At 43.1% G+C, this 18,653-nt stretch carries 18 protein-coding genes; 7 read left to right on the top strand and 11 right to left on the bottom strand.

What is annotated here, in order from left to right:
- Nucleotides 1-182: 182 nt before the first annotated feature.
- Nucleotides 183-743, top strand: coding sequence for a hypothetical protein (locus ACIFSR_RS19220; RefSeq protein ID WP_339209223.1), 561 nt, complete (start codon nucleotides 183-185; stop codon nucleotides 741-743).
- A 412-nt stretch (nucleotides 744-1,155) separates the two neighbouring features.
- On the opposite strand, the gene ACIFSR_RS19225 is transcribed toward ACIFSR_RS19220, so the two are convergent.
- Both ACIFSR_RS19225 and ACIFSR_RS19230 read right to left on the bottom strand, forming a co-directional pair.
- A complete protein-coding gene (locus ACIFSR_RS19225; RefSeq protein ID WP_430059257.1) occupies nucleotides 1,156-2,031 on the bottom strand; it encodes a hypothetical protein in 876 nt (291 codons plus the stop codon).
- Nucleotides 2,032-2,715: 684 nt separating this feature from the next.
- Nucleotides 2,716-3,117: a VOC family protein gene (locus ACIFSR_RS19230; protein ID WP_430059259.1), complete on the bottom strand. Its 402-nt coding sequence runs from the start codon at nucleotides 3,115-3,117 to the stop codon at nucleotides 2,716-2,718.
- A gap of 315 nt (nucleotides 3,118-3,432) precedes the next feature.
- On the opposite strand from ACIFSR_RS19230, the gene ACIFSR_RS19235 reads away from it, so the two are divergent.
- The 5 genes from ACIFSR_RS19235 (at nucleotide 3,433) to ACIFSR_RS19255 (ending at nucleotide 7,813) form a co-directional block, all read left to right on the top strand.
- Complete coding sequence (locus tag ACIFSR_RS19235; protein WP_430059261.1) at nucleotides 3,433-3,879, top strand: NADAR family protein; 447 nt, start codon at nucleotides 3,433-3,435, stop codon at nucleotides 3,877-3,879.
- Nucleotides 3,876-4,100 (top strand): hypothetical protein, encoded by a 225-nt coding sequence (locus ACIFSR_RS19240; protein WP_430059262.1) that lies wholly within the window; start codon nucleotides 3,876-3,878, stop codon nucleotides 4,098-4,100. Before ACIFSR_RS19235 ends, ACIFSR_RS19240 begins: the two co-directional genes overlap by 4 nt.
- A 501-nt stretch (nucleotides 4,101-4,601) precedes the next feature.
- Nucleotides 4,602-5,159 (top strand): dihydrofolate reductase family protein, encoded by a 558-nt coding sequence (locus tag ACIFSR_RS19245; protein WP_430059264.1) that lies wholly within the window; start codon nucleotides 4,602-4,604, stop codon nucleotides 5,157-5,159.
- A gap of 234 nt (nucleotides 5,160-5,393) precedes the next feature.
- Nucleotides 5,394-5,966 carry a nucleotidyltransferase family protein gene (locus tag ACIFSR_RS19250; RefSeq protein WP_430059265.1) on the top strand — a complete coding sequence of 191 codons (573 nt, stop codon included), beginning with the start codon at nucleotides 5,394-5,396 and terminating at the stop codon, nucleotides 5,964-5,966.
- Between the two features lie 1,484 nt (nucleotides 5,967-7,450).
- Complete coding sequence (locus ACIFSR_RS19255; RefSeq protein WP_339209213.1) at nucleotides 7,451-7,813, top strand: hypothetical protein; 363 nt, start codon at nucleotides 7,451-7,453, stop codon at nucleotides 7,811-7,813.
- 212 nt (nucleotides 7,814-8,025) lie between these two features.
- Here the strand turns inward: ACIFSR_RS19255 and ACIFSR_RS19260 are convergent, their stop codons facing one another.
- The 7 genes from ACIFSR_RS19260 to ACIFSR_RS19290 form a co-directional block, all read right to left on the bottom strand.
- A complete protein-coding gene (locus tag ACIFSR_RS19260) occupies nucleotides 8,026-8,493 on the bottom strand; it encodes a hypothetical protein (RefSeq protein WP_339209211.1) in 468 nt (155 codons plus the stop codon).
- Nucleotides 8,494-9,762: 1,269 nt separating this feature from the next.
- Nucleotides 9,763-10,386, bottom strand: coding sequence for a hypothetical protein (locus ACIFSR_RS19265; protein ID WP_339209207.1), 624 nt, complete (start codon nucleotides 10,384-10,386; stop codon nucleotides 9,763-9,765).
- Nucleotides 10,387-10,576: 190 nt separating this feature from the next.
- On the bottom strand, nucleotides 10,577-13,552 hold the full coding sequence (locus ACIFSR_RS19270; protein ID WP_430059268.1) for a hypothetical protein: 2,976 nt from the start codon (nucleotides 13,550-13,552) through the stop codon (nucleotides 10,577-10,579).
- A 233-nt stretch (nucleotides 13,553-13,785) separates the two neighbouring features.
- Nucleotides 13,786-13,959 carry a hypothetical protein gene (locus ACIFSR_RS19275; protein ID WP_430059270.1) on the bottom strand — a complete coding sequence of 58 codons (174 nt, stop codon included), beginning with the start codon at nucleotides 13,957-13,959 and terminating at the stop codon, nucleotides 13,786-13,788.
- 141 nt (nucleotides 13,960-14,100) lie between these two features.
- Nucleotides 14,101-14,694 (bottom strand): hypothetical protein, encoded by a 594-nt coding sequence (locus ACIFSR_RS19280; protein WP_339209204.1) that lies wholly within the window; start codon nucleotides 14,692-14,694, stop codon nucleotides 14,101-14,103.
- A 132-nt stretch (nucleotides 14,695-14,826) separates the two neighbouring features.
- Nucleotides 14,827-15,021 carry a hypothetical protein gene (locus ACIFSR_RS19285; RefSeq protein ID WP_339209203.1) on the bottom strand — a complete coding sequence of 65 codons (195 nt, stop codon included), beginning with the start codon at nucleotides 15,019-15,021 and terminating at the stop codon, nucleotides 14,827-14,829.
- Nucleotides 15,022-15,272: 251 nt separating this feature from the next.
- Nucleotides 15,273-16,208 carry a LysR family transcriptional regulator gene (locus ACIFSR_RS19290; protein ID WP_339209202.1) on the bottom strand — a complete coding sequence of 312 codons (936 nt, stop codon included), beginning with the start codon at nucleotides 16,206-16,208 and terminating at the stop codon, nucleotides 15,273-15,275.
- A 144-nt stretch (nucleotides 16,209-16,352) separates the two neighbouring features.
- On the opposite strand from ACIFSR_RS19290, the gene ACIFSR_RS19295 reads away from it, so the two are divergent.
- Nucleotides 16,353-17,372, top strand: a complete 1,020-nt coding sequence (locus tag ACIFSR_RS19295; protein WP_339209201.1) for an alpha/beta fold hydrolase — start codon at nucleotides 16,353-16,355, stop codon at nucleotides 17,370-17,372.
- 315 nt (nucleotides 17,373-17,687) lie between these two features.
- Here the strand turns inward: ACIFSR_RS19295 and ACIFSR_RS19300 are convergent, their stop codons facing one another.
- Nucleotides 17,688-18,233, bottom strand: coding sequence for a tyrosine-type recombinase/integrase (locus ACIFSR_RS19300; RefSeq protein ID WP_430059273.1), 546 nt, complete (start codon nucleotides 18,231-18,233; stop codon nucleotides 17,688-17,690).
- Between the two features lie 49 nt (nucleotides 18,234-18,282).
- Entirely contained in the window at nucleotides 18,283-18,531 is a 249-nt protein-coding gene (locus tag ACIFSR_RS19305) for a hypothetical protein (protein WP_339209200.1), read from the bottom strand.
- Between the last annotated feature and the right edge of the window lie 122 nt (nucleotides 18,532-18,653).

Genomic DNA, 18,653 nt, shown 5'->3' on the forward strand with positions numbered 1-18,653 from the left:
TGAATCTTCGAAAAGCATGCCTGATTTCTGGCGTGCTTTTCGTTTTTGTTTTTATCAACGCCTAGATTCAAGACAAGTTATTAGCTTAGATGGTTGACTTTATTTTGTGTATTAAATAACCCGTCTACAAAACCGATAATAGTAAAGGTAGGAAATTATTGAAAAAAAGGGAGAGACTTAAAATGTCAAAATGGGGTAAAAAGAGCGTATACATCATTCTGTGCTTAGTCACGATGGCAGTATTTGCAGGTTGCGGAAAAGAGAAAACCGAAGAAGAGAAATTGCAAGAACAAGTACAGCAAGCTTTCAAAGATGCGGGGATACAACTAGATAATTCGTCTCAGTCAGATGAAAAACCTACTGTAGAGTCAGAACTAGCGGAGATCAACAACTTCGTCACCAGAGATATTTGGAACGATGGTCTTGTTAACATCGGTCACTTTGCCCACAGTGGTACTTCTGCAACAGGAGAAACCATAGATATGGAATTCATGATCCAGCAACTCGGCAAGGCGATGGAAAAGAAAGCAGAATACGATAAGTATATCCAAGAAATAGATTCAAAATATGATGAAGTGAAACAATTATGGACGAAGGTTTCAGGCGAGATTGATACTTTGTATAAAAAACTTCAAGATAATCCTCCGAAGCCTAATGACTCAGACTACGAGTTTGATACCGGATTGTATCAGCAATACAAAGATGCTTTTTCGGAAGAGGTAGAAGCACTAAACCAAAAGTAATAAACTACATAATTCAGATGTGGAGCAGCTTTGTAAGATGACATAAGTACTATTTCATTAAAAGCTGCAAAAATTGCGGCTTTTTTTATTTAAGTGTGATCAAGTTCATGTTTGGTCTAGTACAGTCATCATCGAAAGGTTAAACGAAGTCATTTACAAAAAAGTGCTGAATAATTTGACATACTGTTGTCAGCATTCCCGCCCTATAAAAAAGGTTGAGAATAATTAAACGGCTGGAGGTATCACCATGATCCCATCAAACAAAGTAATTCTTAATCGCTCCTGAAAATGAAATTGAACCTTCAAAAAAGCGAAGACGAGCAAGTGTGCTCGTGTTGTGCAGGAAAACTGCATGATATGAGCACGGGAGTAGGCGGAAGTGAAGCTCGTGGAGAGTGCACCGGCCGAAGCTTCAATCGGTCGATGCGGCGTACTTCCTCACGTCCGGCTCAAATGTCGTTCCATTGGACAGGTCCACCTCCACGTGGGTAGTTCCGCGATCGTCGGTCAGCACGAGCATGCGCGAGCCTACGAGGGGAACACGGTCGGAACTGGTGCGCATGTGCGCTGAGATGACCCGAGGAGTACCCTCGACGATGTAACCTACCTCGACCTTGAATATCGGGAGATCGAAGAGCCAGCAGTTCGTGAAGCTCACGGTGGTCAGTGTTCCGATGAACGAGCAGCCCTCCACTCGGAGGCGTTCAATGTCACTCTGACGTAGCCGGGCATGTGCGATCGAGCCGGGCAACCGTAAGAGCGCGATGGTGGCCCAGAGGGCGAAGGCGGCTCCTATGACAGCGCCAAGCTCTGGCGGGATCGTCGGTGACGTCCCGATGGCCTCGAGTTTGAAGGGGCGCGACGGATCGCTGATCAGCGTCCAGATCAGGAAGACTCCAGCGATTATGACGAGTCCTCCTGCAATCGCGAGCGACACGAAGAGGCCGGCGACCCTAGTCTGTCCGAACTGCTCTACCGCTCTCAAGTACACTCCGCCAGTCACACCGATTGCGACGAACAGCAACACCACGGCGACACCCACCGTGACCGGATGACCGAGGAGCATGCTGATCTCCGGTGTTGGCGCAAGACCGAGTAGAGCACCAAACGGTACGGAGCCTGTCAGCGCCCACAGTGCAGCAGCTGCGAACAGCCACGGCAGCAGCGGAGTCGCGCGTCCGACGCCACGTCCCGGCAGCAGCGCAGTCATTCGTCCGCCTTTATCCGTAGTGGAAAACAGCGGCAGCATCTCACTGTGCTCATGTTGTCCCTCTGCAGCATCCCTCATAGATATCCTTCACCTCCATAATTTTTTAGCTATATTTTACCACTTATTGACTACTATATTGACTCATTCCCGAAGACTTTACAATAGGAAATAAACTCACGAACATGCATTAGAAGGCATGAAGAGAACTGGATTTCACATAAAATATGGGCCTGTTGATGAGCCTTGGGGTGTTCGTAGATTGTATGTACACGACTCGATTGGTAAGCTTACCAGCATTCTTGCTCATGATCATTGATACTCTAACAGCCAATCGTAAGGGGACCCTGATTTCTACATCTAATGCGAAAGGATAGTTCAATAAATCAGTAGCGAAGCTATGGGTTTGAAACCATCGTGGGAGTGACAGCAACTTTATAATTAGGGTGTGTTATGGAAGCCAGGTGTAGGATCAGATGGGGCTAAAGGAGCCAGCGTCGTTCAGGCTTTTCTACGAAGGAACGAACCGTACGGGATATTTGAGAGTATTGCACACGAGTAGAACGGTTTTGAACGACTGGGAGAATTGCTTTATGAATTGAACGTACTCTCGGGCAAGGTGCCGGTCATTATTTTGGAATATTGTTTCTATTGGATGAAAATTGGTGGGCAATTTCTCCAGATTTTTTAGAGGAAATCGAAAAAAACCTACCCGAAATATGAGAAAACGCCGTTGACCTTAAGCAGGTGACCGGCGTTTCCATATTAGCGTTTCGGCATTTTGCTCTCATCCATGTACAGCAGGTTCCAACGGTGACCGTCCAAGTCCGCAAATCCTGCGCCGTACATCCAGCCGTCATTTTCACTCGGCTTGCCAAAGATGCTTCCTCCGGCAAACTCTACTTTTTGAATAAAGGCATCTACTTCTTCTCTGCTTCCAGCGCCAATGGAAAATATTACTTCTGCGCAATGGGAAGTATCTGCGATTTTTGAACCGGTAAATTTCTCAAACGCCGCATCCGGGAACAGCAGAATCGTTGTTTGGCCTATGGCAAGCTTGGCTCTCTCGTTACCAACACTCACCGCATAGAATCCAATCTCATTGAAAAAGGCAGTTGACTTCTCAACATCTTTGACTGGTAGGTTAATCCAAATCTCCTGTGACATGACTGTTGCCTCCTGGAATAAATTTTTAACTTCTCCTACTATACTCTACTTCTGGCTGTAGAAGCGAATTTTATAAAAGAAACAACAGAGTATGACATTCCTGTCATGCATCCTGCGATTTACTTAGTAAATGCCCGCTCCATAATAAGGGGTAAACGTTCGACAGTATGCAGCAGCCATTGTCAGAATAAAATAAAGAATTAGACTGACGTTACTTCATTAAGCCAACAAGCAGGATCGCTTAATCACATCTAGAATAAATATAGAAAAATACAAACATCATTTATAAGTCGAAGGAAGAGTGGGGGAAGTTTCTTGGATGAGATTGCAAAAATCGCAAAAGAATTATTAAAGAATATTGAAGAAAATAAACGGAATCTTTTAAGCACAAATGCTGATAAGAAGGTAATCAATTTTTATGAAATAAATAAGCCATATGGTTGTTTCTCGAATTTTTCGAAACATTCAATTACATTACAAAACAAAGAATGGCCAACAACGGAACACTATTTTCAAGCTCAAAAGTTTGTAGGTACCGTTCATGAAGATGAAATACGTTTTGCAAGTACGCCAATGGATCCCGCCCGATTAGGCCGAGATAAAAATAAACCACTCCGTAAAGATTGGGAAGAGTGCAAAGTAAACATTATGCGGGAAGCTATCGTCGCTAAAATAGAACAACATCCAAATGTTAAGTCCATTCTCTTATCAACAGGTGATTGTGCCATTATCTTAATTGAAAAAGAGGTTTTGAATCAATGAATAGCAAAATGATTTGGGGGATAGTATTATTAGCGCTGAGTTTGTTTTTTAAGCCATTATTGGCGATAGTGGGGCTGAATGAAACGTTGTTCGGATTGCAATGGCAAGGTGAAACTGTGTTTTCAATGCGTCCATTCTTAGTTCGGAGTATTCTAGCAATAATTGGTATTATCATGCTTATCATCGGCGGTAAGCAAGTTGCAAAGCAGAAGAATAAATAGTTGAAAGGATCGAGAGCACAAAAATTAATCTTGCTACAGTATTGAACGTTTATATCAAGGAATTGAAGACCGAAAAAGATTATGAAAATCCCCAAAGGGGATTTTTTAATGTTCGTAGAACAAAAGGAGCCAGTGAGGCTCCTTTTGTTTGTTATTATCACGATTTAAGAAATGTGACACATCACGAACTTTAACATTGTCAGATGACAAGAATATGAGCCGATTAATTACCGCGTAATTAACGAAAATATACGCTAAGCCCTCAATCCGGCTTGGCGTTTTTTCTTACTTTAACCTGAAACGGTATGATCATTCAACAAGCCGAGTATCAAAGTTCTATTTATTTCTAACTCGTGGATGTCGATTTGCCATTCTCTCGTTCGTTGTCTTTATAACGGCGAAGTTTAGCTGAACCTGGATGAAGGACATCCGGGAGATACGCAGCGGTCGGAATCGACTACACGACACGAAAGGACAGGGACAAAAATGGGGAAAATCATCATGCAGCAATTCATTACGTTGGATGGCGTCATGCAGGCGCCTGGCGAACTCTATGAATTCGAGTATGGGGGCTGGCAGCGGTCCTATGTTGGCGAGGAGCACCTGGCACTCATTGTCGAGCAGGCCCACGCGGTTGAAGCACTTCTTCTGGGGCGTAAAACTTACGAGAGCTTCGCGGCAACATGGCCGTCAGCGATCGGCATGCGGGGGCTGGCCGATCGGATGAACGGCATGTCGAAGTTCGTGGCTTCGAGAACCCTAAGCCATGCGGAGTGGAATGCCACAATCATCCATGGCGACGCGGCAGAAGAAGCAGCGAAACTCAAGCAGGAGTTCAGCGGAGACTTGTTAGTCGTAGGCAGCGGCGATCTTGCACAAACGCTGATAAAGCATCATCTCATCGACGAATACCGGCTCTGGATCCATCCTGTGATCTTAGGTCGCGGACAACTGCTGTTCAGAGAAGGGGTCGAGAAGGCTGCTATGCGCCTCATGGACGCCAAAACACTAAGCACAGGTGTCACAATTCACATCTACCAGCCCGAGATAGGCAATTAACAACAAAGCCATCTGAATTCATTCAACCAGAGACGTCTCCATCATCGTTGTGCAAGTGGAGATGGGATGTCTTTTTACCTTTCAGATGCCGATCAGCGATCGACAATACGAACGATAGGGAGCTATCTCGGCAGCTCCATGTACATCTTCACAAAATAAAGGTTTTTGTATAGATGTACGGATAGGCGTTAAGATAACGGGCAGCTTTAGACATATTCGAACGGAGTGAGAGGTATGGATGTACAAAGTATTATTTCCAAAATTATTGATTGTCTTAAGCAAATCCATGGTGTGCAGGCTCTGGTTTTAGGTGGTTCAAGAGCTAGGGGGACTGAAAACCCCAACTCTGATATTGATATTGGAATTTATTATAACCTAAACAATGGGTTAGATATTTCACACCTTGATCGGATAGCTTCCACCTTGGATGATGATAATAGAGTCAATTTAATAACAGAAATCGGTGGCTGGGGTCCATGGATAAATGGTGGTGGTTGGCTGAAAGTGCATCAACAACCGGTCGATTTTTTATACCGTGATCTTAATATAGTGTCAAAAGTAATTGACAACTGTCTCAGAGGGGATCTTACAATCGACTATCAACCGGGACATCCTCATGGATTTATCAATTCTATATATTTAGCTGAAATCGCGTTGTGTAGGATTTTATGGGATCCAACAGGTCTTATTGGAGAAATGAAGTCTAGAACAAGTCCATACTCGCACGTTTTGCAAAAAGCAGTAATTCAAAAAATTTTTATGGGAAGCGAATTTCTCCTTAGAGAATGGGAAAAAAGGTATCTATAAAAATGATTTATCTTACTTTGCTGGATGTTGTTTTAGATCAGTCTCTTGTTTAAATCAGGTTTTGTTTGCACTTAATGAAACATACTGGATGAACGAAAAAGGAGCTGCTGCTATCGTCGATACTTTTAGCATGGTCCCAAGCAATTACTCCCATAGAATAAACAAGATATTCACCTTAGTGACAGAAGAGCAGGCCGGTTTGGAGAAAGCTCTAAGCCTGTTACATGATCTGATTCACGAAACAGACAATCTAGTGAAAAATAAAAATCTGCTGAACTAACGCGACACTATAGCTCAATAAGCAACTAGAACGAGGCTGCCGGTACGGATCGGCAACCTCGATGCACTAACGGGCAGGTTAACGATGATTAAGTTAAAATTATTCGTTGTTAGGAGGAAATTATTAACCAATACATGCGTCATATTGGTGATTTTTTTATGATCCAATGCAAGTTCATTGATCAATCCGTTTAAGAAAATTGCAGCTGCAGTATTATAGAAAAACATTGTGGTATGACTGAAAAAATGAACATTGAAAAATATGGGAAAAATTAGTTTTTACAATGGGAACTTTACATGAATTTAGAATTACAATTCATGATGAGCAAAATAAACTTTAAGGATTAACTCTAAAATTAACTCTAAGGATAATTACGACAGCTGAATTGTAGAATTACTAATGAAATTAAACTCTAGATTTTATTAGTATTAATTCACAAGAGCAAACCGTTTAATTTGGAGCGGAAGTTGTATGGAATTTTCATTATAATGAAGCACATAAAATGAAAGCAAGAGTAAGTGAAGTAACAGCAAGTTAAAGATGAATCAGTCATTAATGTTAATTTCATTACTACTACTTCACAAAACTCGTATTTTGTACATATGTTAACAGATCGATTTAAAGCCTAGTAACAACTGAATTTTCCATGGCTTGTGTCACAATCTATCTTGTATTCTTAGCATTGTTATTTTGTCCACACACCCTAAATCGAGGAAGCGCTCTCACACTCCCCCTTTATCCAATAGAAGGCAGCCGGTATCATTAGTATCGGCAAATTTGATTGCTATTAATCAAATATAATGATATTCATAGGACGCACACTACGCCAGCACCTCTTGAGGTCGCATCGAGTTGGCTGCGCGAAGTTGTCCGCTAACAGTGGCTTCCCGTCCACTCAAGTGTCTATCTGTGAGCTACTGACTTCCTCAAAGAATATTACAATCATCCTATTCATTTTTGTTCCATCAGATATAGGGAAATCAACACTAAGCTCCTCTAGACCCTACTTATTTTGGAAACAGATAGTCAAACTGCTTCCGGAATATATCAGCACGGCGCGGATCGGGGATAATATTCTATCATCTGCAAACTGAACATATAGTATGATTTTCACCTTTACTTATTCTATAGCTTTGTCTATACTCTTGGTGCAGAGGCCCTCTTATATAATTCACTAATATTTCTAATTAAAGGAGATGTAAGGATGAAGAAAGGTATATTTTCCCTCTCACTTGTTTTAGTCATGCTTTTGAGTTTTGCAGCAACAGCATTCGCTGCGTTTAGTTACACTAGCCCGAACGTCACAATCTCAAGCGGAACCATTAAATTTGGACATGGCGTTATTGTTAACACGGGTAAATACCGTGATACTTTGACGATTAATGTTTATCGCGGGAACACATTTGTTGCTTCCAAACAAATCACGTTGAACCCTCAAGAATGGACTTATCCGGGTTCTACAACCACACCATTATTAACAATAGCAACTGGACAACCAGCTGGCGAATACCGTTATACGTTATCAGCTCCAGGGAGCTGGCATGTTATGGCAGGTTTTGCGAGTTAATAGCGAATAAATAGTAATTATCATTAAAACCTCTCGTCTATGACGAGAGGTTTATTAAATTATTAGGACTTAAAATGCGAAAAAAAAAGAGCGAATCTCAGGAGGAATTCCTGAAATCGCTCAGCTTGACTGTAAGTATTTTAAATCCATCTTGTTTCTAGGATGTATACGATGTCAAATGAACATTGGGGTATAACAAATGATCGCTTAGCTTAACAATATTTCACCTTCAAAATCTCAATATAATTTGAATCAATTCCAGTAATATTGGATACTGTTCCAATTTCAATTCCTTGTTTTAAGGCATTTCGGGCAATTCTCAAGTTATGTTTCATTTTCAACACCCTATCTTTGAATAAAATATCGTCAAAATCTAAATATTCATCAGCAATTTCTCTGTCTAAATTAAATTCAATATCATAAGTACCGATGTGTTCTTCTAAATAAAAAATATTTACTGAACAAAATATTACTGCTTCTTCAAGGTTAAAAGTATATTTAAGGTACATTGACCGTTCATGTACACTAATAAAATCCTCATACAACTTTCCATGAAATGTGTCGTGGTAATCGACTTTCTCTTCTTGACGCCATTTTCTAAAATAACTCCAAAAGCCTTCGACAGTCCTATTTATTGCATTATGGCTAGTTTCCCATTCAAGTAATGATTTTTTGTTCATACTATATTTCACTTCCTACAACATTATATCATGCATGTTTTCCATTTTATCCTGATTTCAATGAACTATCCTGCTCGTTAGCTCAACGAGGATGCCGATTAATGCCGGCAGCCTCATCCTGGTGATTATGAAACTTTAGTTCCCAGTAAGCTTAATTTCTTGGCGCATAAATGTGATCAGTATCGGTATCAATTACGATTTCAGATCTGACGCTCTCCAGATATAATGAAGGCACCCGCTCAAATTGAAAAAGCCTGCAAAAAACATCTGTAAACACACTCATGCTCGTGCATAGGTTTTTGGCTACTCTGTACATATCACTTAATTCCTTTATTGAACATGTCTTGCCGATAAGAAATGAATGCTAGAAATAACCATCAATCTCGACTATCACATAATCACCACCGGTTGCTAACCAGCCTCTGAGCTCAAAGTTATGGACTGCTTCACTTTTGTTTAACTAACGTATCCCGTTAGTTCAGCGAGTTAAACTATTAAATTCCTACTATTGCAGATAAGTTAATATCAAAAATATGCTGTATCAAAGCAAAGACGAATAAGATTGCAAATGATATTGCGATATACTTAATGACCTAAAGAAAGCCAATAATAAATGAAGTTTTTCTTCCGCCATGTAATATATAGAACTTCCACCAATCAGCATAAAACAACAGGCCACTATTTAAACTGGAATTAAGTAGTACCACTGAGGAATGCCCGTTCCATAAATTGAAATTATGTAACCAATAAGATAAGTTGCTCCGTAATACCTCCATCTCCTTCTGATAATTCAAAACACCTCCTTAATTGAAACTTTGTATAAATGACGGTGTGCTAAACTAACCTGCCAGTTAGCGTAACGGGGAAGGGCAGCCACGCGGCCAATGTCATTAAGTTAAGGTGCAGACCAAATATCAAGAAAAAGAGCAGGTTATCAAAAAGATAACCCGCTCTTTTTTTTGAATAAAATGAAAAAGGACTTGACAAGCAGATGAAGGTCGCATTTACAGAGTCGTATACGGATATCAAGGACTACCGAGGGTATCGATTACTTGCCGTTGACGGTCCGGATTTGCATATCACAACAGATTCTGCGGACACGGACACCTATTTTCAAACTTTTTTCCTTGCTTGCACCAAAAAAAACAATCGGCATAGGGCTTCTCCCCATGCCGTTTCGAATTCCGTTTCATTCTCGACCTTGTCTTTGAGCTTATCTTAATGACATTGACCGAACCGGTGCTCTTTTTGTTGCCTGTCTATGGAACTCTATTGCTTAGCGAATTGAAGCACGGCAATTGCAGCACGTTCTCTCCGATCGGGATCCCCGCTTATCATCGCCTTCCTTAATATATCCAGCGCCAACGTAATGGTCTCCTGATCGACTGAACATGTTCGTTCCGTACCCACCACCTGTCCGAAAGGCTTATCCAGCCAGTGCTCAATCTGCTCCGGCGTTACCTTCCGCTCGAGCATCGAGATGGTAACCTTCCTGTCTACAAAAGACTTCAGCTCCGGATGCAGCTCCGACCTCAGCAAGCTCTTCAGCCATGTCACGCCTCGCCGATGGCAGAGGCCCCCGTCCTCCTCGGACGGTCTATCCACGTAGTAATAGTCGCCTAAGTCGCCCATATGAACATGATCGCCATCTGCCAGAAAAAGATAATCCCCGTCCTGCATATCGTAAACGAAGGAGCCGATCTCGAGCAGCCGATCCAGCAGCACCGCCCCCTTTTGATCGGAAGCCTGAACAACCTTCTCCTGTCCAGCCTCCTTGCTTAACTGCTCTAAATCCCCTATACCCGGCCATTCAAAGCCGACGTAATGGTCTCTCAAAAATGTAGGGACATGCCGCGCGCCGTGAAATTCAGAATTGAGAAGAAAAACATTCATTCGATATGCCTCCAATCGTATGCAAGAACTGCGCTCATGATCATCCATAAATTTTCTTTATTATCCAGCATAAGTAGCCGGAAGTAAATATGAGGACTATCCGCAACGAAAATAAGCAGCTGCAATCTCCTTGGAGAATGAGCCGCTTATCCGAAAAGGTCAATCCCGTAGCCATATTTAACGTTTGTTCTTATTCCGCTTCCTTAACGAGCTCTACTTCCTTCTGAAAAATAACCTTTGCATTCCCCCCAGAAGCATTCAGCCATACGGCTTGAATGACCGCTCTTCCGCTTGATTGTTTGTTCGAAAGGGAAACGGTCCCGTTAAGCTTCACATTGACCGCTTTGTCTCCAGACAGCTTAATCCACTTCACGAACGCGGACGGCAGCTCTGCCCCTAATACGTTAAGCCTGTATTGATGCTTCGTGCCATTGTCGCTAATAGTCGCCGTTTCCTGAACCTCGGAACGAATATATGCCATTAACCAAGCATTCATTGCCGGCTTCTCCTTCTCCAGCGCTTGCTGAAAGCCTACGGAAACGGCTTGCCACTCAGCCGCCGTAATACCTAATCCATGAATCCATTCACTTACGGCATACCGGTCTCTTTGCTGCAATACTTCGGTTAAAGCTTGATTGATTAGGGAGCTTACCGCTTTCTTATTTGAAAATAGCGCTGTAATTTCCTTTGGTTTTTTGGCAGCCAAAATATCGCGGACATTTCCCTCGATTCCCTTTGCCTGACTCCCATCGCCGAATAGAAAAACAACCATATCGTCGATACTCACATCCGCGCTGCCGCCGGCTTCCGTCAGGATGGCTAACGCAGACTGATATTCGGGATTCGCCAGCATGGCCTTAAGCTCAGACGCCTGAGGGTCATACTGTAAGGCACCAGCAGCCTTGATCAATCGGAATAGGCTGGTCTTTAACAGTAATGCATCAACGGAGGCTGGCAGCTTTTCGCTTATTTTATTCCAGATCGGATCTATGAGAAACTGCATCTCGTTATCGTCAAGCCCGGCTATTTCTTCTTGAACGGCATGTATTTTCTGTACCGACTGGGAGCCTCCCGCTGCAATAGCCTCGTGCAGCCTATTCATGCGCTCCAGTAGGAGCGCTGGAATAGCGGGCTCGCTTCCCGTATCGGCAGCCTTCAATGTTACTTCTTTCCGGAAAAGAATGCTCTCCGATTGTCCATCCGGGCTGATCGCCTTCGCCTGGATGACAGCAGACACCTCCGGCGTATATGGCGGGATCGTAACGACTCCACCAGGCATCACCATCACGGCATCGCTGCCTGATACTTTGGACCATGTCAGAAGCTCGGCAGGGACGGACTTCCCAAGCACAGACAACGCATAGGTATGCTTCAGCCCATCATCGCTAATGTTCGCCGTTTCCTGTGTTTCGGAGCGAAAGTAGGCGCTCAGCATGGCACTGGTAGCTGATTCGCTATGTCCAAGCCTATCTTCAAAGTCGCTCAAGACGCTTAGGAGATCCTCCGTTGTCACCCCTCTTTGCTTAAGAGCGCTGCCCAAAGCATAAAAATATGTCGTTCGCTGCCCGTCATCCGATTCGCTTAAGACCGTATCGATTGCCGATCGAAGTAGCTGCTTGCGCTTCTCTTCATTATGAAGTAGGGCGATCAAGTCCTCCGGAGATTGTCTTGCAAGAAGTCCCAGCATTTCGCCTTGCACCCCGCCTCGGGCGGCGTCATCACCGAACAACAGGATCAGAAGCTGCTCAGCGCCGTTGGAGTAAACCGGGATGATGTTATTAAGCAGCAGCTTATAGTCAGCGTTAGTGCGAATGGCATCCAACCGGGCTTCCTGCGGGTCGAAATACAAGCCTGCGGTCTCTTTCAGCAGCTGAAACAGGGCAATTTTCATCCCATCCGCTTGAGCTGGCGTGAGCTTATTCGAAATGGGATCGAGCAGTTGCAAGTTTGAATTCACATCAAGAGCCGCCCACTCCTCCTGCAAGCTGCGTACATTTGACAAGTCAGAAGGAGGCCCCTCTTCAAGCGTACCGTACAGCTTGCCCATTCTCGCGAAGAAAGGCTCCTCCGGGAAGTCCGCAAATGAATGCGAATGCCTCACCTCTTTCTCGAAGATTACCTTATCCGGACCGCCGTATGGATGAAGCAGGTTGACTTGAATAAGCGCTTTCGCGCTGCGTGCAGGGTAAACTAATTCCATGCCTCCGCTAGGAAAGACCTTCAGATCAGAGCTTCCCGAACGCTTGGACCAAACCAGTTGAGCTGGCAATACATAGGCTCCGAATACACCTAGATCATAATGATAAATACGGCCGTCCGTGACATTGCCATCGTAATGGGCTATACGATAGCTGGTGCTCACATTCGAGCGCATATAGGCGACGGCGATTCCGACAAAAGCATCCGTATCGAGCTGCAGCCTATTCCCAAAGCTTTGCAGCATCTCCTGCACGTTCAGAGCGGTTACCCCTAGATTGCGGAAAACTCTGCTGACCTGATAGTCGTTCGATAAGCCAAGCACCTCTTTCATTTCGGAGAAAAGAAGATTGTAAACCTTCTCTCTTTCCTGTGTCAGTGCCATTAACGAAAATGGGTCCATATTATGAATTTCATCCTTGACACTCCCTTCAAGCCCTTTACGACTGTTGCCGTCGCCATACAGAAAAAGTAAAAAATCCTCGAGTGTCAGGCTTGGCTGCCCCGCTGCGGCAGAAATTGCTTGAATCGCCGCGCGGTAATCGGCATTGCCGCGGATGTTTTCCAATTCGCTAGCCTTCGGATCAAATTGGCTGACGATGACCGCTTTTAAAAACCGAAAAAGATCGGCTTTCACTTTTACTTTATCGACATGGGCAGGGAGCTTTAGGAGTATCTTATTCCATACCGGATCAATAAGCGTCTGGTCATTCAAGTCATCCAGCCCATTAAGCTCGTCATGCAGATTGGACACATGCTGGGTATCGGCCGGATCACCTGCAGCAAGCGCCTCATGGAACTCCCCCCACTTGACCAAGCTAGCTTTAGGCGGCGCTTCGGCGGCGCTCGCAATCCCCAAGCTGCCTCCACGTACTGGCTGATTCCAGCTTCCCAGCGGCAAACCCGTGAGCAGCGTGGCGAACAAGCATGAAATGATACCGGATACAACTATTTTGTTTCTTACATTCACTTTCTTCATCCTCCATTTCGATTTAATTTCTATGTATGAGTAAGCATTTATCGACTTTCTCTGAGCTGGGATGATTTGTGTGGTAAGCATTATTATATACAAAATTATTCATTTTGAATAACTAAATATATTTTATATTCATAAAGAGACCATTTTTTCATACATAGCAAAAAAACACCCAATATAGGCAATGTCATTAAGTTAAGGTGATTCGCAAAAACATTTAGCCGATTCTACCCATTCGCCCAGGTCAGAAGAATACGCGCAAAATCCGTTCGAAACAACTGTGAGCTTCGTTTACTGAGTAGCATAATTCGGTTCACATGTACATTTTTTAAGCGGATATCCTGTCCGTTTTGTTTACTGTACGCTTTTTTCCTTGCTTGCACCAAAAAAACAAACGGCATAGGGCTTATCCCCCATGCCGTTTCGAATTCCGTTTTATTCCCGGTCTTGTCTTTGAGCTTATCTTAATGACATTGGCCACGCGGCAGCCCTTTTGGTTTTCAACTATCGTTTCCCGTTAGCTTAATCATGTGATGTACAGGTTATCGTAAAGACTTCCCATAAGGTTTCAAATATTCACGCATCAGCTTATTGGATAAGGCTAGGGCCTCTTCTCGTGTTGTTGCGGGGGCAGATAGCATCTTTCCATTCTCAGTGTTCCAAACGGTCTGAAGATTTCCATCTTCGGATTCAGACTGTTGATTGGGCGTTGTTATAAGGAATGTTACTTGACTAAAGTCTTTGTTCGCGAATATAGAATGTGACTGGTAAATTTCAGCTCCTACAGTTGTTCCCCGTTCGTCATAAAGAAAATAAGGATAGGCTATTGAGCCCCAGCCGTCTCTAGAAAAATGAATTTCTATATTGCGCTGATCCTGAGGCACTGGAATTTGTTCACCTACAATTCGTACTACACCCTTAAATATTCGCTCTCTTTTCAAGCTCGTATGCACCTTGCCCTGAATTATAACAGTCGCAGGCTCTATCCCCGATTTTACATCTTCGTAACCTAACTGATACTTAACACCAATCAGCTTTACATCAATTGTGCTGGGGTGCTTCACATACATGACCCAGATTGCGCCAATGACGATAATAATCAAGCTGATTGATACAATCCATCTTTTCGTCTGCAACTAGCTTCATCCCTTTTATGGAACTCATTTACTTTCCTACCTAATTCATATGATTAATATAGTCTTAAGTTGCGCTAAACTGCCCGTTAGCGTAGCGAAGGGCTGCCATATAGTAGCCCTTCAGGGGTGGAACTATCGTTTCCCGTTAGTTGAACGAACAATTTCATTTATCTTTTCATTGAAAACTTTATTATAGAATTCATATTTCTCTGGAAGTCGATTTCTTAAGTAATCCCAAAACCATTTTTCATCAAATTCATCTGGTCTGTTAACAATCAAATCAGGTAAGTTATGAAAAACATCGGCAATATTGTTTATTTCAATCACATTATACTTAGCCTGGACCCAAGATGCAGGATTCCACCATTTAATACGATGAGTATAAGATGCGCTCCGAATATCTAGAAGAACACAATACAATAAATATACGTAGGCTCTTTCTTTGAAAGTCTCCGTCTTCAATCACTCCCCAACCGCGCGGCGACAGCTCCCTAGTTGTTGTGCTATCGTTCCTCGTAAGCTTAACGAAACAGATTAATATTCTAATCGACATTGGTCCATGTTCTTAACCTTTTCAGCTATGGAGTTAAGTTCTTGCCCTTGGTCGGAAAAACTAGTTTCTCATTCTGTGAACCAAAAACTGCGCTGGTTGCTTCTATGAAAGATAACATGATTGGTGAAAGCCACTTGTCTTTATGCCACAACATCTGTGTATATACCTGCAAGTCCGGAATTTGCCATGGGAGGACAACAAGTTCTCCGCGTTCAATTTCGGATTCCGCGACGATCTCAGGAAGAAAGGCAATACCGATTCCTGAAATTGCACATTGTTTAATGGCTTCAGCACTTTGAAACTCTAAATATGTAATGCTATCAATGCCCTCTTTCTCAAATGATCGATCAAACATAGTTCGATAAGGACAACCCTTTTCATTCGTCAGGAATACTTCTCCGTGAAAATCTTCCAACTGAAGCACAGTTCGTTTGACGAGTGGGTGATCTGGAGCAGCTAACAATCGGAAATGTTCTTCCAGCAAAGGTTCCACGGAAAGTCCACTCGAGCGAATGGGTTCATCCAACATATAAACAATATCCGTGGTTCCTTCAAAGAGCGTTTGCTTGAGCTCTTGATTCGGAACTGAGCGGAAGATTAGACGAACTCCCGGATGCTGCGAACGAAACCGTTGGAAGACAGGTGGAAGCCGGTAGGAGCAAATAACCTCATTCGCACTGATCGTTAAGGTACCACTTAGTTTTTCATTATCATGGACAGCACTACGAGCTTCCTCCATTTTTTCAAGAACACCTTGGGCGTGTGTTAAAAAGCGTTTACCCGCAGTTGTGAGGGCGAGTTGCTTGCCCAACCGATCAAAGAGGCGAACACCTAGCTCATCTTCCAATGCTTTAATTTGCATCGTGACGTTGGAAGGAACGTAGCTCAGCACTTCTGCTGCCCGCGTGAAATTTAATGTTGTTGCAACCGTACAAAACGTATTCAGTTGACGCAATTCCATCCGATGCTCCCCCTTCATCTTTCAATTTTATTGAATGCTATCTTGAATTCTATTCACTTTTATTGAGAGTATCACAGCTCTATACTGAGCACAAGAGATCACAGTGAACATGTGGTTTTTCATTTTGAAGGGAGCGACTATACGATGGACTATGAAATTTTTAATTTGGGTGATGTACTCTTACAATCAGGAGTGACGTTACCAAATGCTTTTCTTGCTTATAAAACATACGGAAAATTAAATGAACAGAAGGATAATGTTATTGTCTATCCAACAGCTTTTGGGGATCAGCATGTTCAGAATGAATGGCTCATTGGCAGCGGGATGGCACTCGATCCAGAGAAATATTTTATTATCGTTCCCAATTTGCTGGGCAATGGGCTATCTTCCTCTCCCAGTAACACGCCTGCTCCATTTGATCGGGCTAACTTTCCACAGGTAACCATCTATGATAACGTTCGATTCCAGCACCAACTGCTGACCGAAAAATTCGGTATTCAAAAGATTGCTCTCGTCGTCGGGTGGTCGATGGGCGGCATTCAGGCATTTCAATGGGGGGCAAGTTACCCGGAGATGGTCGAACGAATCGCACCTTTCGGAGGCATCGCCAAACCTTGGCCTCACACATATGTAGTGCTTGAAGGTGTAAAAGCCTCACTGCTATCTGCAGTCGGCTTCGACTCAAGTAAATTAAACCAACTAAGTTCTACAGACATGCGTGCCGTTGGTCGGGTGTATGCGGGATGGGGACTATCACATGCGTTTTATAGAGAAGAGCTTTACCGTGAGATGGGATTTGACACATTGGAGGATTTTGTAGCTGGTGTCTGGGAAGATAGCTTTATGAATATGGATCCTCATAATGTTCTGGCAATGTTATGGACAGGCCAACATGCAGATATCAGTGCAACCCCCTCCTATAACGGAGACTTTGATAAAGCACTTCAGAGCATAAAAGCTCTTGCCTGTATCATGCCGGGAAGCACGGATCTCTTTTGCACAGCGGACGATAATGAATACGAAGCTAAGCGTATACCTAATGCTGTCTTGAAACCAATCCAATCGATCTGGGGCCATTTTGCCGGTCGTGGAATCAACAGTGCCGATAATCAATATATTGATGACAATCTAAAACACTTGTTGTCACTTAGCACTAAAGAATAGATCGTCACTTGCATTGGATGTCTGTCAGGCCTAGCAAGATTCCCTGTTCTTTAGCCCGGTTATATCTCTCATGAATTCATAACCTAACCGATCGGATTTGAGGTCACCAGAACTTACTGGTTCGACCTCTTTTTTCTGCGATCGTACTTCCTTTAACGAATTCAGTGAACTCTGAAGACTGTAGCACGTCTTTAATCTTAAAAGTTAAACTTATTTTTTATCGTTCGCATACCTGAAGTATATTCACAAAATTCATCTATCCTTCCCGATAGTGGAATAGCGGCAGACCCTAAATGAGATCTGCCGCTAACAAAGCTAAAAGAATCGCCGATATAGTTCTCTCCGTCGTTCACCGCGTAGTTGAGCATAGATTTGTGTGGTTGATGCCTTTTCATGCCCTAACATGCCTTGGATGAAATCTAATGGTGCTCCATTGTCGAGCAATTGACATGCATAAGTATGACGAAAACGATGAGGATATACATTTGCTGCAACTGCCCCGCGAGATGCTAACCGCTTTAATGTCCATATGAGCGTCGGTATAGCCATTCGTTTCACTGGATTGGTATCTGTTACAAACAGGGCTTTACACGAGTCTTCGCGACTGTCTAAATACTTTTTCAACCATACTTTACACTCCGTGGTGAAGTAAACTTCTCTTTGCTTTGCCCCTTTTCCGTTTACAATGGCCGAGCAGTTTTCCCAGTTCAAGTCCTCAATGTTTAACTTCTCCACCTCACCTATACGACAACCTGTACAATATAGAAATTCAAGAAGAGCTCTTTCCCGTAAGGTCTGACAAGAGATCTTTAAATGTATCACATCTTCTTCCATCAAAAACTTAGGTACTCGCTTCTCCATTTTTGGCTCACGCAGTTTAACGGAAGGATTGCTAGTTAGATAGGTTTCTTCAAATGCAAACCGAAATAAGGAACGTACAAAGCGGATACGGTGCCCTAGACTGCTTGGCTTTAAACGATCTGATTGCTTTGCTAAGTATTCCTTCAGGAGATTTAGAGTTACCCTCGAAAATATCTATATCCCCGAGATCCGTAATCAACATCTTGATTTGCAAAGCATAAGCACGCAATGTATTTGGGCTAAACCCTTGAATTCGTTTATCCGCCTCATAATGATTCCAAAGTTCACTTAAGATCACAATAAAACCTCCTATAAGAGCAATTAATTCTAGTTTGCTTCGAATAAAAGGTTTTACACTGGGGCTATTTAACTAAAGTTGCCCGTTAGCTTAATGAATTATAGCGAAAGCCCGACACCTCG

The sequence above is a fragment of the Paenibacillus sp. NRS-1760 genome (assembly GCF_050467785.1).
Lineage (GTDB): Bacteria > Bacillota > Bacilli > Paenibacillales > Paenibacillaceae > Pristimantibacillus.